General features: G+C 60.5%; 5 protein-coding genes and 9 pseudogenes. 8 read left to right on the top strand and 6 right to left on the bottom strand.

All coding sequences use genetic code 11. The annotated features are described in order from the left end of the window. Positions 1 to 275 precede the first annotated feature (275 nt). Positions 276 to 1,294: pseudogene (locus AC0L3D_RS19640) on the top strand (IS110 family RNA-guided transposase); the annotation flags it as partial. 642 nt (positions 1,295 to 1,936) lie between these two features. Here AC0L3D_RS19640 and AC0L3D_RS19635 read toward each other — a convergent pair. The 3 pseudogenes from AC0L3D_RS19635 to AC0L3D_RS19625 all read right to left on the bottom strand — a co-directional run. Beyond that, positions 1,937 to 3,054: pseudogene (locus tag AC0L3D_RS19635) on the bottom strand (IS110 family RNA-guided transposase). 634 nt (positions 3,055 to 3,688) lie between these two features. Continuing rightward, positions 3,689 to 4,859 (bottom strand): annotated as a pseudogene (locus tag AC0L3D_RS19630) (IS110 family RNA-guided transposase). Between the two features lie 1,268 nt (positions 4,860 to 6,127). Further along, positions 6,128 to 6,278, bottom strand: a pseudogene (locus AC0L3D_RS19625) (transposase); the annotation flags it as partial. Between the two features lie 241 nt (positions 6,279 to 6,519). Here AC0L3D_RS19625 and AC0L3D_RS19620 point away from each other — a divergent pair. The 5 genes and pseudogenes from AC0L3D_RS19620 to AC0L3D_RS19600 form a co-directional block, all read left to right on the top strand. Then, a pseudogene (locus AC0L3D_RS19620) lies at positions 6,520 to 6,652 on the top strand (aldehyde dehydrogenase family protein); the annotation flags it as partial. Positions 6,653 to 7,073: 421 nt separating this feature from the next. After that, entirely contained in the window at positions 7,074 to 7,505 is a 432-nt protein-coding gene (locus AC0L3D_RS19615) for a hypothetical protein (RefSeq protein WP_473645562.1), read from the top strand. A 245-nt stretch (positions 7,506 to 7,750) separates the two neighbouring features. After that, positions 7,751 to 8,205: pseudogene (locus tag AC0L3D_RS19610) on the top strand (transposase); the annotation flags it as partial. Beyond that, positions 8,182 to 8,382, top strand: a complete 201-nt coding sequence (locus AC0L3D_RS19605) for a transposase family protein (protein WP_473645569.1) — start codon at positions 8,182 to 8,184, stop codon at positions 8,380 to 8,382. The pseudogene AC0L3D_RS19610 and the gene AC0L3D_RS19605, both read left to right, overlap by 24 nt. A 53-nt stretch (positions 8,383 to 8,435) precedes the next feature. Continuing rightward, positions 8,436 to 9,278: pseudogene (locus AC0L3D_RS19600) on the top strand (IS3 family transposase); the annotation flags it as partial. A 112-nt stretch (positions 9,279 to 9,390) separates the two neighbouring features. On the opposite strand, the pseudogene AC0L3D_RS19595 reads toward AC0L3D_RS19600, so the two are convergent. Continuing rightward, positions 9,391 to 10,906 (bottom strand): annotated as a pseudogene (locus AC0L3D_RS19595) (transposase). A gap of 126 nt (positions 10,907 to 11,032) precedes the next feature. Between AC0L3D_RS19595 and AC0L3D_RS19590 the strand changes: the two are divergent. Beyond that, positions 11,033 to 11,191: pseudogene (locus AC0L3D_RS19590) on the top strand (integrase core domain-containing protein); the annotation flags it as partial. A 267-nt stretch (positions 11,192 to 11,458) separates the two neighbouring features. Here the strand turns inward: AC0L3D_RS19590 and AC0L3D_RS19585 are convergent. Both AC0L3D_RS19585 and AC0L3D_RS19580 read right to left on the bottom strand, forming a co-directional pair. Next, positions 11,459 to 13,285, bottom strand: coding sequence for a recombinase family protein (locus AC0L3D_RS19585; RefSeq protein ID WP_473645560.1), 1,827 nt, complete (start codon positions 13,283 to 13,285; stop codon positions 11,459 to 11,461). After that, on the bottom strand, positions 13,275 to 13,472 hold the full coding sequence (locus AC0L3D_RS19580) for a hypothetical protein (RefSeq protein ID WP_473645558.1): 198 nt from the start codon (positions 13,470 to 13,472) through the stop codon (positions 13,275 to 13,277). Before AC0L3D_RS19580 ends, AC0L3D_RS19585 begins: the two co-directional genes overlap by 11 nt. An 888-nt stretch (positions 13,473 to 14,360) precedes the next feature. On the opposite strand from AC0L3D_RS19580, the gene AC0L3D_RS19575 reads away from it, so the two are divergent. After that, positions 14,361 to 15,815: an alpha,alpha-trehalose-phosphate synthase (UDP-forming) gene (locus AC0L3D_RS19575; protein WP_473645556.1), complete on the top strand. Its 1,455-nt coding sequence runs from the start codon at positions 14,361 to 14,363 to the stop codon at positions 15,813 to 15,815. Positions 15,816 to 15,925: the final 110 nt, after the last annotated feature.

Genomic DNA, 15,925 nt, shown 5'->3' with positions numbered 1-15,925 from the left:
CTCGGCGGTGATGCGGTCAAAGTACCGACCTCGAAGAGAACCATGAACCTGACCCCCGACGCCCACTGCGACCAGCTGTCGGTAGCTTTTCAAGTTGTCCGGTTTTGGTAGAACATCATTGTCCGCTTCTGTTTTGCGTCGAAGCGGTTCACGCTGCGCTCTGCACTGGGATAGGTCTTGTCGTGCACCGTCGGCCTGATAGCGGGCGAGATGCCTTGGACGTAGATCCCATGAGGAGTGGATAGCGACCTGCACACTCTGCCAGAGTGCTGGCGGGCGGCGACATCGCTGGACTGCTGGAGCGGTTTGCCGAGCTCAGCAGGAAGGCGCGGGCTCGGACCGGGCGCTGCTTTCCGATTATTGTGATCCAGGAGGCCGGGCTCGACGGCTTCTGGATCCATCGTATGCTGGGGACCGAGGGGATCGAAAGCCATATCGTTGATCCGGCTTCGATTGCGATCTCGCGCTGGCGGCGTCGAGCAAAGTCCGACCGAACGATGGCGAGACACTGGTGCGTACGCTTTTGGCATACAAGCGAGGGGAACCGCGCGTCTGCTCAATGGTCAGGGTGCCAACAATCGAGGAGGAGGACCGACGCCGCATCACGCGCGAACGCAAGGTGCTGATCGCCGAGCGAGTGCTTCATGTCAATCGCCTCAAGGGGTTGCTCTTCAGCCAAGGGATCTCCGATTACGAGCCGCTGCACCGCGATCGGCGGAAGCGCCTTGAGGAACTTAGGACCGGCGACGGCCGGGCGCTGCCTGTCCATCTGAAGGCTCAGATCTGCCGTGAACTCGATCGGTTGGAGTTGCTGCTCGAACAGATCAAGGCGGTAGAGATCGAGCGAGATGCGCTTCTGGCCAAGGAGAAGGCGACCATGCCTGCGCCGGCAGCGATGCTGACCGATATCAGGGGGATCGGCCCTGAGTTCGCGGCAATCCTCCATACAGAGGGCTTATTCCGACACTTCGACAATCGAAGACAGGTCGCCGCTTATGCAGGCCTCGCGCCAACGCCTTGGCAGAGCGGATCAATTGACCGCGAACAGGGCGTCTCGAAGGCCGGCAATCCCCGAATGCGAACAACGATGATCGAACTGGCCTGGCTGTGGCTGCGCTACCAACCAGAGTCCGCACTAGCTCGCTGGTTCCAGGATCGGGTGCACCGAAGTGCCGGCCGCTTCAAGAAGTCCAAGATCGTCGCGCTCGCGCGCAAGCTGCTGGTTGCCCTGTGGAAATATATCAACGCCGGCGTCGTCATCGAGGGGGCGGTGACGAAAGCCAACTGCCAGTAAACTGGCGATCACATTATGATCCATTCCTCAGGGCCTGATCAGCCCTGGCGGATCCAGGCGGACGAACCGGCAGGAAGCTTGGCCAAAAACGCCGTGACGTAGAATGGTCTCGTCCTCCTGAGCCCTTGCCCGCAGAATGCGGGATATTGGTGCGGCCGCTCCGAGCGGCGACCGGATGTGAGGTTGATCAGGCTCGGATAGGAGAGCCGCGTCATATAACCGGGCTCAGACCGCGGATCCGATGAAGAAGGCAAGTTCCAATGGGATCATGAAGTATCTACTTGACCCAACCTTCCTCATGTGAGGCTTCCTGGATAGTGGCATCCGGCAACTGCCGGTTGCAAGCTTGTTGATGAGGACCGGGCTGGTGTGCTGCGCACCTGTTGTCTGACGACGATTGATCAAGCACCCATTCGCGGATTGGCTGACCGCACGACCCTTTTCCGTCGTGGACCTTCCTCCTTCAATTTGAGCGGGCATCGGTTACTCCCTGCCCCCGCGCCGTATCGAGGATTGTCCGCGTCAATCAGGGCGCGCAGCACGCCAGCCAAGTCCCTGTTTTATATTCCTTCGTCACCTCCGTGTTTTTTCTGCCCGCGCGCTCCGGACTCCGCAACCCCGACCAGCTTCGCCCTCCGCGCGCTACCCTCGTGCCTCTCCGACAGGCGAGGGCAACTGACGTGCTATGTCCCAGACGAACCCGGCCAGCTCGCGGGCGATTGCGGTGACGATCTTGACCGTCCGCTTACCCGAGGCCGCCAATCTCCGGAATTTGCCGCAGAGACGAACCTGCGCCTTCCATGCGATCGAGCGGATACGATCGGGAATCTTAGCGCTGCGCTCCGCAGCGCCTGGCCCTCACGAGCAGGGAAGCGATAATGCCATGCCGATTCAATCAGCATGGAACGTGCGGCTGCGTTGCCGGTGCGCGTGATCTCGCCGCGCTTGATGCGCTTGCCGCTGGAATGCTCGGCTGGAACCAATCCGATCCAGGCCATGAGCTGCTTTGGGTTGTCGAAGCGCTGCAGATCACCGATCTCAGCCACAAACGTAATGGCCGCGATGAACTTGATGCCGCGCAGAGCTTGCAGTGCCTCGACAACAGGGGCCATCGGCCATTCGACTACAGCCTCCTTCAAGACCTGTTCTAGCCTTTCGCAACGATCTTGGAGTTCATGGATGCGGCGCTTGTATTCCTCGTAGACAAACTGCTGGTGAGTGAAGGGAAAGGTCTGCTCCGAGAGCCAGCGCCAGTGTCTATGACCCCAGATTGCCTTGCCCGGGAATCGACGATCATGCCGCAGATGGAAGCTTTTGAGTGTTGTCTTGGCGGCCGCAAGATCCTGCTTCGCCTGCCGGCGAGCGCGCACGACATCGCGGAAAGCCTCATGTGCTTCGTCTGGCACCCAAACCGCGACCAACTCGCCGGCGCGCAGCAAGCGGGCCAGCGTCTGTGCATCGCGCCGGTCGGTCTTCACCCGATCACCAGGCCGCCGCGGCATTGAGGAAGGCGAACTCACCACGCAGTCGATGCTGAGTTTGTTCAGCAGCCTGAAGATCATGAAGCCGCAGGGGCCGGATTCGTAACAAACCCGTAGTACCGAACCATCCCGCGAAATCCGTCCCAATGCTGCCTTCAACGAGTCCGCACTGTTGGCAATCGTACCAAAGAAGCGGAGTTCGCCACCTTCCTCAGCAACCGCCAGTGCTATTGTGTCCTGATGAACGTCAAGACCGATAAACTTCCTTGCTGCCGACATGAGAACTTCGTTCCTGTTGCTCGTTTTAACTGCGCAACACTCAGGATGCCCTTGGCCCGGGGCAAGTGATCGTCATCGGGTCAATCGAGGGCGCGCGCGCGAACGGCTTCACTACCGCCGAGCTACACCTGTATGGGGCGATGATTGTCAAGCTTGCTCCTGGTTCGTTTCCTCATCTCCTCGTTCGGGCCGATTGGCGACCATCTATCGTGCCGACCTGGCTTCGAACTGGCCGCCGCGCGCAGTGACGGTCAAGGGTGGGGCCGCAGGCCCCCATCGCGAAGCGACTTGTCCTTGACGGTCACGAGCACGGGCGGCAGGCTTTTCCGGGTCGGCACGAGCCGTTTCCAGTGGGGGCCAAATGCCGACGACAGATTTCCGAGGCGAGCTCGCCGAGCCAGGCGCGAAGGTCGCGCGGCAGACTTGTATGCGGTAGATCGCAGTGGGATCTGACCATGATGCAGCATGCGCATCGGTGGCGAAGCTCCGGGGCGGCGGGGCCCATTCTACGCCGGCGGTCCGAAGGACCATGTGTAGCTTCGGGTTGCCGCCACCTCGGATCGTCATCGGCAGACCCTGCTGCGGGCCCGCCAATTGGGGTGTGCCTTGTTCTCCCTCTTCCCACGTGCCTCCATCACGCCGCACGTACGATGACGCCCTGCGGCACCTCGCCCGCGGTGACGAAACGCCACAGCGCAATCAGCAGCTTGCGTGCCAGCGCCACGATCATCGTCTTGCGCGTGGTTTTGCGGCCGTCGCTCGTGCGCGCCTGGAACCATTGGGCCAGGTCGCTGTCCTTCTGGAACAGGAGAAAGCGCCACGCCAACTGGATCATGCCGCGCCGCACGCGGGCATTGCCGGCGCGCGCCAGCCCTTTCTCGCGGCGGCGTTGGCCGCTCTCGTCTGGCGACCCTGTCAGCCCAGCATAGCGCGCCACGGCGCGGCGGTCGCGCAACGGGCGCGACAGGATCTCGTGGACCAGCATGTCGGCGGTCTCGACGCCGATGCCGATGATCCGCGCCAGCAGGCGAACCATCGCGTGACCGTTCTCCGCAGCCGGAGCCGGAGCCGGAGCCGCCAGCCGGCGCAGGCGCTCCTGTTCGATGGCGCGGATCTGCGCGCGCACGAGGTTAAGGCGCTCAAGGAAGCGGTAGAGCTCGGCGCGGGTGTTGTCCGGCAGCGGCGTTCCCTCCGCCGTTCGGATGCTCTCCAGCCTGTCCGCCGCCTGGCGCAGGCTCAGCCGGAAGCTGCGGACCCCGAAGCGGGCGAGGATCGCCTTGGCGCGGTTGATGAGCCGCGTCTGCTCGCCGACCAGAGTCCCCCGCTCGCGGTTCGGCCGCCGCGCGTCCCTCTTCGAGTGTCGGGATCGCAGCCATGGAGCAATGACGTTTCTCGCCGCGCAGCCAGCCGAGAAAGGCACGCATCAAAAGCTCGGTGTCGAGACGATCGGTCTTGGCGCGGCGGTGCTCGCGCGACACTGGAACGCTCGAGGGATGGATGGCATAGGCATCGATACCGTGCGCCCGCAGCCAGCGCGCCAGCCAGAAGCCGTCGCCGGCCGCCTCATAGGCGACGGCGATCCGCTTGATCGTATGCCCGGCCCGGCCGGCTTCGTCGCGCCAGCGCTGCAGCAGCTTCAACAGTGCTGGCGCGTCGGCATCGATCTTCTTCAGCGGCTGGCGCTTGAGACCCGGAACAAGCGCGGCGACGAGCCACTTCGCCTTGCTGATTTCGATGACGGCGATGATCGTGTTATCCTGTTCGAGAGCGGTAAGGGACCGGCTCGTGTCAAAAGATTGCGACATGGGGCGCCTCCTTCTGATGGTGGTTTTGACAGCGCCGAAGGATGCCACACCCTCGCCGCTCGCCCCATAGCATCTACCCGGCGGGGGTACGTCATGCCAAGCTGATGGTGGCTTGTGGGTGCAAGTCCCATCCGGCCAAAGCCGTAGCAGGCAAGCCGGGACCGAGTCTTGCGGGCGTCGCGGCAACGCGGGGTCTGAAGTGTAGACAGGAGCCATGCGGGGTGCGGGAATGAGCCTCGAAAGGTGGATGGTCGCGGAGGCCGTGTGTGTTCCCGTTTCACGAAGGCAGCATGCATCGTTGTTATGCGAGACGATGCCGCTCCGCCGGGGTCGATGGCCGGATCACGTGGAAGGTAATCATCGGAACATGAGAGGCCCGACCGGGTCCGCTGGATTGGTCTCCAGCGGGGGACAGCAGCAAGGCACCGCCGGAGCTGCTGTCCGAGCTGAGGTCGGGAGTCGGACTGGTTCATAGTACTGATGAAGCCGTCGAAGGAAACGAGGCGAGTGGAGGGAAGGGACCAGCCCGAGGGGAGCCTGCGCGAGGAAGCCAAGGTCCGGACAAAGAGCCGGGTTGCCTTGCCGCCGAACGTCGAGCAGGTGAACGCGGCGGCCAAGCAGGCTGCCCAAACCCAGTTTACGGCCCTGGCGGCATCGTGTCGACGAGGCCGCCCTGTATCGGGCGTTCCGGCGACAAGCGGCAGGCGAGTGCTGGGGTCGATGGACAACCGTGGCGAAGTACGAAGAGAGACTGGAGGGTAACCTCCACGATCTCTGCGAACGGGTCCACACCGGTCGCCACCGGCCACAGCCGGTGCGGCGGGTCTACATTCCAAAAGCCGTGGCGGTAAATGGCCTCTCGGGGTGCCGGCGCTGGAAGACAAGATCGTCCAAAGCGCGAGGGCTGAGGTGCTGAGTGCTGTCCACGAGGCCGACTTCCTGGGGTTCTCCTACGGCTTCCGGCCGGGCGGAGCCCCCACATGGCGTGCCTGGCGGCCCATGCACGCGCCACTGGCTGCGCAGCACAGGTGGTTCGCCGCCGTTCTGCGTGGACACTACGGCGACGCGGCAGGCCGCACAACTACCCAGCGCTCAACGGATTCCATCGGCAAATGCGCCGGATATGGCTAACGGTGTCTGAGACGGCGCAGCCAGAAAAGCCGGCGCATGGGCTGGTCGGAGTTCGAGACCCTGACGGCGCGCTTCCCCCTGCCAACTCCGCGCATCACTCGAACTTGGGCGCGGGTTTGTTGAGATTCATTTGGAGTGATGACGGCAGCAGCGAGATGAATGATGGCATTGAAGCTCTGGTCGGTTTTGTCGGCGCGCATGGTCGATGCGTTTGAACTCTTTGAGCTTGCAGAAGAAATTCTCGATCAGATGACGCCATTTGTACATCTCGGCATCGAGCGGGATCGGCTTTGTTCCCGCGAATGCTGGGAACGCCTTCTCGTCGATCAGCGGCCCCTGTTGCACGCCATTCTCGAGGCCGGAACCGACCTACAGCTCGTTGTTGGGGTCGGAGCGGGAGCCTTCCATCCCATGATTTCGAACTGCTGTTGTTTTGACCCCCAGTCTCGCGTCTGCGCCCGCATCGAGGCAACCACCCGCGGCCTCGACACCCGCTTCGTCATCACCAATCTCGACAGAGGCCGGTTGAAAAGTCGAGGAACTGATCGCTGACGCGCCACCGCAAAGGGCGGCAAGGTCGTCGCCGGCGGCAAGCGCATGCGCTGGGTGGTTCGTTCTTCCAGCCGACGGTGATCGCTGATGCGACGCCGAAGATGCCGTTTCACCAGACGACTAATTGGAATGGCGGCTCGCTTCACTCGTGATCCGCGCTGAGCGGCTGTGACCCACGATGGTGGAACCTGCCCTCGTTTTTTCACGTGAGTTTCACGGCATTTCCTTCGGACCTTTCTGTATAGTCGAAGCAACAAGACATTCCGCGTTTAGCTTCACAGAGAGTTTCAATGGTTGAACATCAGCAGACTTCTACGGTCGGCCGACCTGACCGTTGGGTTCCCACAGTGGGTCCAAAGCGGGCATCAGCGAAGCCGAACGCAACCAACGCTGGGCAGTGGACGCGAACATCAACGACTATCATGACCCTGCCATACCCTTCCGAGCTATCTTAGTGCCTTTTAAAGGGAATCGAAATGGCAAACGAAGCAACGAATGAGACGGCAAACACAAGAGGGACACATCAGAAAAATGAAGAACGGTTTGGAATTGCTTGCTGAGATCAAATTGAGACCGAACGGATCGGTTGAATCGTTTCTAACTGATGTCCGACCAGTACTGAGGGCTTTCGTAAAGAAAGATAACTTGTTCAAATACAAGAAGCCGGTGAACAAGATCAATAATGAATGCTACAGATTTGCGATAGGAAGGCTTGGGCAGGGCGTTGTCAAATCACCATCCGAGGGTGCCGAAATCGTAGACCAGCTGATTTCGGCAGCATTGAACGACAAAGACACTGGCTTTCGCGCGGTTATTGAAAAGGAATACCAATTGGATGCCAAAGTGACAGAGGAAGAACAAGACGAACCACCGGGAGCGGAAGGGAAGAGGAGGAGAAAGGTGAAGACCGAACTACCAGCCACCGACGAGGGACAATTGCCTGAGGACCAAATGCGCGAATAACCAAACCGCCCGGGGACGCTTTAGGACGTACCGGGCAATCCTGCTCCAGTGCGTGCGCTGGATGTTTTTCAATGTCCAGCGATGCCGCGAGCCAAGCCTCAAGGCGTTGCCGGTGATCCGCCATCGGGGCTGGAGGCCGGCCGGGCGGCGGCCCTGAGGTGTAGCGCCAGTTTGTCGACCTTCGCCCCCGTATTCAACGGATCGCGCTGGATACTTCCACCGCGCGCTTGCCGCGCCGATGTGCCGACATTCTGCGCGCCCGCATCTTTGCGATCGCATGCGGCTACGAGGATGCCAACGATCTCGGCCGGTTGCGCACCGACCCGGCCTTCAAGCTTGCCTGCGGGCGGCTGCCCGACAGCGGGATTGATCTGTGCTCGCAGCCGACCTGCTCGCGCCTGGAGAACCTGCCTGACCTGCTCACCGTCGTCCGGCTCGGCTGGGTGCTGGTCGATCTGTGGCTGTCGAGCTATGCCGCGCCGCTCCAAAAGCGTGACGCTCGACATCGACGACACGGTTGATGTCGTTCACGGCCATCAGCAGCTCTCGCTCTTCAACGCCCATTACGACGAGCGTTGCTTCCGGCCGATCCACATCTACGACGCCGCGGCTGACGTCCGGTCGCCATAATCCTGCGTCCTAGCAGACCCCGACCGGCAAGGAGATTCGCGGCCATCTGCGCCGGCCTGTCCGGCGCGTTTCATGCGCCGGGGCGGAAGCCATCACCGACATCTGGCGCTTTGGCGAGAAGAAGCTCGATCTGCTGCGCCGATTTCGTCCCTTTGCCGATGGCGTGCCGGCCCATGATCATCCTGGGGGCATCCTCGCCAGCCTCGATGCCGAGCACTTCCAGCGCTGCTTTGTGGCGTTGACCTGAGACCCTGAATTCCTCCAGATTTGGGTAGAGTCCGTCGATCACGGAGACGGACGATGCGACCCTCGCGGTTCACGGAAGAGCAGATCATCGGGATGCTGAAGGAGCAGGAGGCCGGTGCGAAGACGGCGGATGTCTGCCGCAAGCACGGCATCTCGGCAGCGACGTTCTACAAATTCAAGGCCAAGTTCGGCGGGATGGAGGTGTCCGACGCCCGTCGCCTGAAGGCTCTGGAGGACGAGAACGCCCGGCTGAAGAAGCTCCTGGCCGAGCAGATGCTCGACAACGCGATCCTGAAGGATGTCGCCGCAAAAAAATGGTGACGCCCGCTGCGAAGCGGGAGGCGGTGGCTCATGCCTGCGAGGTGCATGGGGTGAGCCAGCGTCGGGCGTGCCAGGCTCTGAACATCGACCGTTCGACGGTGCGCTACATCAGCACCCGTCCGGACGACGCTCCGTTGCGCGAGGCGATGAAGGCCGTGACGGCGGAGCGCCGGCGGTTCGGCTACCGCAGGATCCACATCATGCTGGACCGGCAGGGCATCGTGATGAACCAGAAGAAGCTCCGGCGCCTCTACCGGGAGGAGAAGCTGCAGGTGCGCCGGCGGCGGACGCAAGCGGGCGCTGGGCACGCGCAGGCCCATGCTCGTGCCCGATCGTGCCAACACTCGATGGAGCCTGGACTTCGTCTCCGACACCTTCACCGATGGCCGTCGATTCCGGGTGCTCGCCATCGTCGACGACTACACGCGGGAATGCCTTGCATTGATCGCCGACACCTCGCTGTCGGACCTGCGCGTGGTGCGCGAGCTGGATGCCATCATCCGCTGGCGTGGTCGGCCGGACACGATTGTCTCCGACAACGGCACCGAGCTGACCTCGATGGCGATCCTGCGATGGTATCAGGCTATAGCGCGACAATCTGGGAGAGAGGTCGTATTGCCTCACGATGGAATGCTCCTGAACAATTCATCCGTTGCCTCACCAGGATGTTCCCCACGGCTGCGGCCGTTCAGCTGGCCATTGTCCTGACGGTCGCGACCGACGGCGGCGCGCCAAACACCATCGTGTGAGCCTTTTCTTTGCGCCATATCTTCACCCGGCGTTGCAGCGTGCGCAAAAGCAGATCGGGGTACTTCTCTGGGTACTCCGCTTGCAGACGTTCAAGCAGTTCCCGGCTCGTCCGCCACGGTTCTTCGTCAACCCAAGCCCGCAATTCGTCGGTCACTCCTGCAAGAGGATCAGGTCGCCGCCGTTCTCGCTTTTGCTTTGGTTTCAGCTTCGCGGTGGGGCGGATTTCGCCCTCCTTCCACGCTGTTCGCAATCCTGAGAGGAACCGATCGAGCGCGGGCTCGGTCATGGGCGCCGGCGTGGGCGATTGATCGGCGATGGCGACAAGACGCCGTTGTGCGGATCTCATGTCCCTCAGCAGCCTGACGGGATCCAGCCGCCCATATATCTGCAACAGCTTCATGCGAACGGATTCCGGGGTCCGCGGATCCTCCAGCAGCCGCTGGCAGGGCGTTGCCGGAGGATAATACCGCTTGCGCACCCGGGCACCGTCACGTTCCTTTTCAGCCAGCTTGAACGACGGCTGGAAGAAGTTCACGAACAGCCGCACCGTCGAATAGAGCTGCGCCAGGGCTGCGGCGGCTTCAAGTCCCTCCAGCCGGCGATAGCCGACAATGCGGCGAACGACGGCGCCGTTCTTCTGCTCGACAAATGCCTGGTCATTCCTCCGGTAAGGCCGGCAGCGGGTGAACTCGATGCCCCGCCGTCCCGGCAGTAATCGCGCACAGTCTCATTCAGGAACACGCTGTCATTGTCCGTGTCGAAGCCGAGAAGTTGGAACGGCAGGAGCCGCCGCAGTTCCGTCAGCACCTCGCTCAGCAGCTTCTGCTCGCGGACAAGCAGGGGAGCGCATTCCGTCCACCCGCTTGCAATGTCGGTGAGACAAAGCGTTTGGATAAAGCTGCCGCTCGCCACCGGGCCTCTGTGTGCCACCAGGTCAGCCTCGACAAATCCGGGCGGAGGGTCCTGCCAGTCGGAGAAAGTACGGATCGGAATGCTCCGTCGTAGCGCCGTGGATACCGCGCTGTGGCGTCGTGCCCGTCCTCCTGCGGTCTTTCGAGCCTCGCCAAGAACGCGGTCGATTGTCGCCGCGCTCATCGTCAGAAGCCGGGTGCGGATTTCCGCGGTCAAACGAAGATGTCCGTGACGTTCCATCGCCTCGACCAGAATAGGAGCCAGCGCCTTCAATCGTTTGCCACAGATCCGGTCCGACGCCTCCCAGATGACGATCAGCGCTTCACGAACGGCATCGTCATAAATGCGGCGGTCGGGCCTCGGCCCTGAACGAGACGGAGACGGGCCCTTCCGCAACAGCCGTATTGCGTGCTTGCGGTGAAACCCGCTCACGGCAACAAATTCATCGAGAATGCGCGCCTTTCGGCACGGCCGCCCCGCACATAACGCTCCCTCACCGCATCTACCAATTCATTCCGTGTCGCCACGCTTACCCGCCTCATCTGATCTGCTCCTGCCACACCACTGCCGGGAGCAGATCAGATGAGGCAACGGCTTAACATTCAGGAGCAATTCAGACGAGGCAATGCGTCCTCTCACTTTGATTGCCGCGCCGCAATCAGGCAACCGGCGTCGAATGGCACTACATCGCGCCTGGGAAGCCTACACAGAATGCGTTCGTGGAGAGCTTCAACGGGCGCTTCCGGGACGAGTGCCTGAACGACACGCTGTTCTCGACGCTGTCCGAAGCCCGCAGCGCCATCAACTCATGGAAAGAGGACTACAATCCTGTTTCATAACACCCATCTGTCTATGTCGTTGAAGCGAATAGGTTTTGCTGATCGGGATGCGATCCCGCGGGGTATTTGGGGTTTTGTCGCGCGCGACGAACAATCCGCTGGGCTTCCGGCTTTCCAAGTTCTGATCGCTTGAAGATCCATGGGCCATCCGGCAGGGGATGGATACCCTTGATCTCGCCGGATTCGGCGACGAGCCTGAGGGTCTTCGGTGAGACGCCGAGGAGGCGCGCCGCCTTGTTCAGATTGAGGCATGGCTCAATGCCGTCCAGCGCCGGACGGAAGACCGGGATCTTGTGAGGCGACCTGCGCAGTGACCCGCTCCCGTGTCCAGCGATTGCCATGCCCAGTTACCAGGCCGTTCCGGTTGAGAATGCCGGCGATCAGGTCATCGCTGGCGATCAGCACCAGTTGCCGGATGGCTGCGATGATGTCGGCGGAGGTCGCATTGCGCTGGCCACGTCGCCGTTTCGGCAGACGCAGTTCTTTATGGACGCCGCCGATCCAATGGATCAGCAGGACGATCTCGGAGGCTTCATCATCGATATCGGCGACTACTTCTTGGATGACGGTGCGCACGATGCGCTTCTTGAGCCTGGCATCCGTCGTCGGCGCCGACCAGACGGTGCGAAGGTCTCCGGCAAGCGCAGCGATGTCCTTTCCCACCACAGGTGACGGTTTCGGTGTCGCTGCATCATGGGCAGCGATCCGGCTTTCGATGTCGCCGACATGCACGCGGGCGCGGTTCCATCGCACCTCCAGTTCCGCCGCAACCAGCCGGTTTTCGGGATCGGCGGCGTCATATTGCCGGAAAGCCCGGTCGGCGGAGTAGCGGGCAGCTTCCAGATCGCGGCTGAGGGCGTCCCGGACCTGTTCGCGGCGACCGGCTGCCTGCGCCTCGGCCTCGGCGGCGGCAGCAATCGCGCCGGGCTCGACGACACGTAAGAGTGCTCCCTCAATCGCATCGTCGACGCGCAGCCCGCCGAAGGCGATGCAGCGCGGCTCGCCATTGTCGAGCAGGCCCCGCCAGCAGGAATAGCGCGGAATGTTGTGCTTGGCGCCCGTGTATCGCACCGTGAGCTTGCGGCCGCAGCGCCGGCAGCGGACAAGACCGGCCAGCAGCGCGTCGCCATGCTTGGGCGCTCCGTGATGCCTGCCCGTGGTCACATTGTCGCTCACCATCTTGCGGATCGCCTCAGCGCTTTCCCAACTGACATAGCCTTCATGGTTGCCCGGGATCAGAGCAAGCCATTCCTCGCGCGTCCTGCGTCGGGTACCTGTTCGAACGGCGGATGGGCCAAATCCGGGCGCAGCACGCGGCTTACCATAGGCGTAGGCGCCGCCGTAGATCGGGTTCTCGATCATCCGGTGTATGGTGGCATAGTTCGGCCGACGCCAGACGACATCGCCGTTGTTGCGCTTGGCAGGCAAATCCAGCCCATGCTCGAGGAACCACATCAAGGCTTGCCGGGCACTGCCGAGTTCGCCGACCTTGTCGAACACCAGTGTGATGGCCTTCTGCACGCGGCGATCCGGATCCTTCTCCAGGCGATCACCGACCTTTACGAAGCCCACAGGGGCTGCAACAACGAGTTCGCCGCGGCGGGCCTTCTGGTAGCGGGCCGAGATCGAACGCTGGCGCAGAAGATCGAGTTCATACTCGTTGAGACTCCCCTTCAATCCCAGCAGCAGCCGATCATTGCCCTGGCGCGGCGCATAGACCGTCTCCTGGTCGATCAGCACAGTGTCGACGACGCGGCACATCTCGATGAGCTGCTGCCAGTCGCGGCTGTTGCGGGCAAAGCGCGATACCTCCCGTGCCGCAACCGCTCCGACGTTGCCGAGACAGACCTCGGCGACCATCCGGTCGAAACCGGCGCGTGCAACGCCGCCAGCGGCCGAACGTCCGAGATCGTCGTCGATCGTCTCGACGCGAGACCAGCCGAGCGTCGTCAGGCGATCGCGCATCGCATATTGCAGGGCGCTGCTCTCGCGATTGTGCAGGACCTGATGGGCTGACGACTGCCGCACATACAAGATCGCCTTGCGCTCCAGATGGTGCGGCCTGATCTTCTCATGCATCATGACGCACCTCCTCCTGTCCGGGAGTGCGGTCGCTGTCGACGTGATCGAGAATCAGGCTGACAATCAGCTTCGTCACTGATCGGCGCGTCTCGGCGGGCAGCGCCTGCCATTGCGGCGTCTGCACCGTCTCGGCGTCGTTCAGCTTCGAGAACAGATCGAACTGGTATGTCGTGGGCTGGCGCGGCATGGACATCTCCCCGATTCGCGTCGTGAGAGCCCAATGCTGCGCCCATCTCCTGTGATTGCGATGGGGCACCCGTGTCCCGGAGCAGTGACGCCAAGGCGCCGAGCGCGGCAAGGTCGACGTGCGGAGCAGTAGTGATACGCCAGCTCGCGCTGGGGGCCCGATCGAACATCCACGCCGGAACCTCCAACCATCGATCAAATACCTGGCCAGAAAGGGTGCAGCGGAAGACCGACGCGTCACCCTTCTCGATCACTTCATGGATAAAGACTTGCCGCTCAGCCCAGGGATGCCATGGATAAAGAAGCTCGCGTTGGTTGGTCCCGTGGGTGTTCCGTCGCTGAGTTGTACAACAGCCTTCATCCGCACAAGGCGCTCGGCTATCGTTCACCCCGCGAGTTCATCGCGGATCAAACCCAACCCTGATCGTGTCCGATCATTCGGGGGCAACAACACTACCAAAACCGGACAACTTGAAAAGCTACCGACAGGTTGGCCCTTGGCAAGACACAAGAGGAGTTTGAATTACCACAGAAAAGACATCCCTACACCGCTGGCTTGAAACGGCGTCTTTTCCAGTGAACTAAATGGTGGAAGCATTGGGGCAACTCCTAGTGAGGTTTACGTCATGATGTTGTCCGCCGAAAACGTCCTCTTGGTTGCTATTTTAATGATTTGGATCACCAAAAGTCACATAGTCTCGCGGAATTATACGATACCACGTCGTTCGTATATCCGAAGGGGTATACGACATTTGGACCAATCTTAACATGCTCAATTGTATTGGGCGAATGACCCCGTTATATACCGAACGTTTACTCCTTATGGCCGTGCATCGCTAAGGCCTGAGAAGCGCATCAGTATTCCCACTTTTTACGACCAAGAGAAAATATGAATATCTCGTTCTGTGGACGAAATTCATGCGACTTACTAGATGCCAACGAAAAACACGAGCGCATCATAGTGGTGTCTAACCGTGTGACCAATGATCGCTCAGAGGGAAACAGCCCTGGCGGTCTGGCCGTGGCAGTGCTTGCAGTACTGAAGCAACGAGGTGGGGTTTGGATGGGGTGGTCTGGACGGACCTGTGCCACCGGTGACCAGGGGGCGTTGGAATCTGTTACTTATAACAACGTGACCTACGCCACGATGGATCTGACAAGTGGCGACTTGAACGGTTATTATAATGGATTCTCGAACCGGACTCTGTGGCCTCTACTTCACTCGTGCATCGAATTGGTCGCGTTCGAAGACGAGTACCTGCGCGTCTATGATAAGGTAAATGAGCTCTTTGCCACTAATTTGCTCACGGTTTTGGAGAAAGGGGATATTGTCTGGGTTCATGACTACCATCTCATTCCGCTTGCACGGGAGCTAAGGCAGCGTGGCTGTGAAAATCGCTTAGCATTCTTTCTGCACGTGCCGTGGCCCAGCGCTGATTTATTCCATGCAATCCCTGAGGGAAAACAACACATCGGCCGGACATACGAAAAGCTTGTGATGGAGTTGCAGCATTACAATACGATCGGTTTCCAAACCCCTGCCGATGTCCAGAATTTCAACAACGGAGTTCATTGGCTTATTAACAAAGGCGCTGCTTTGTCAAGCTCGTCCCAGCCGAGGTGCAGCAACTTTATATCTGCGTATGCCGTATCGATCGAAACACGACCTTTTGCTCAGCTAGCGCGGAAGGCGATCAAGTCAGATCATTTAAGCAATATGCGGAGATCTATAAGCGGGCAAAAACTTTTGATCGGTGTCGACCGGCTCGACTATACTAAGGGAGTCGAAAGCCGTATACTCGGCGTGGAAGAGTGCATAAAAAGCCGCGGATCGCTTTGTAAAAAGGTTACCTACCTTCAAATCTCGCCCGCCTCGCGCTCTGAAGTGCCTGAATACAAAGACCTAAGCAAGAAGGTGGCGGAAGAGATTGGGAGGGTAAACGGGAGTGTCGGAACTACGGATTGGGTGCCAATTAGGTACATTACTCGTCCTCAAACTCGAGAAGTTCTTGCAGGGCTCTACCGCATAGCGAGGATCGGATTGGTCACTCCGAGAAGAGACGGTATGAATTTGGTCGCTAAGGAATATGTCGCGGCTCAGAACGCAAAAAACCCTGGTGTGCTTATTCTCTCAAAGCATGCAGGAGCCGCAGCAGAGTTAACCGAGGCGCTTTTGGTCGATCCCGACGATGTTCAGGACATTGCGGCAGCCATAGATACTGCTTTGGACATGCCTTTGAGTGAACGCAAGCGGCGATGGAAGAAAATGATGAATCATCTTCTTAACAATGACGTATATCGATGGTGCGACAGATTCATCAACGATGCGGCGAACGTGAAGTAGGCAATCGTTGATGACCGTTGGGAACGAATAAGCGCATAGGGTATAAGCTGTTGTATCATCTTTCGAACATGAACGACGAATATTATATCTCGTCCTCTTGTCCTTGTAAT

This window comes from Mesorhizobium sp. WSM4837, from assembly GCF_055811435.1.
Note: the sequence above shows the minus strand (reverse complement) of the source record. Positions and strands in the feature narration are given on the sequence as shown.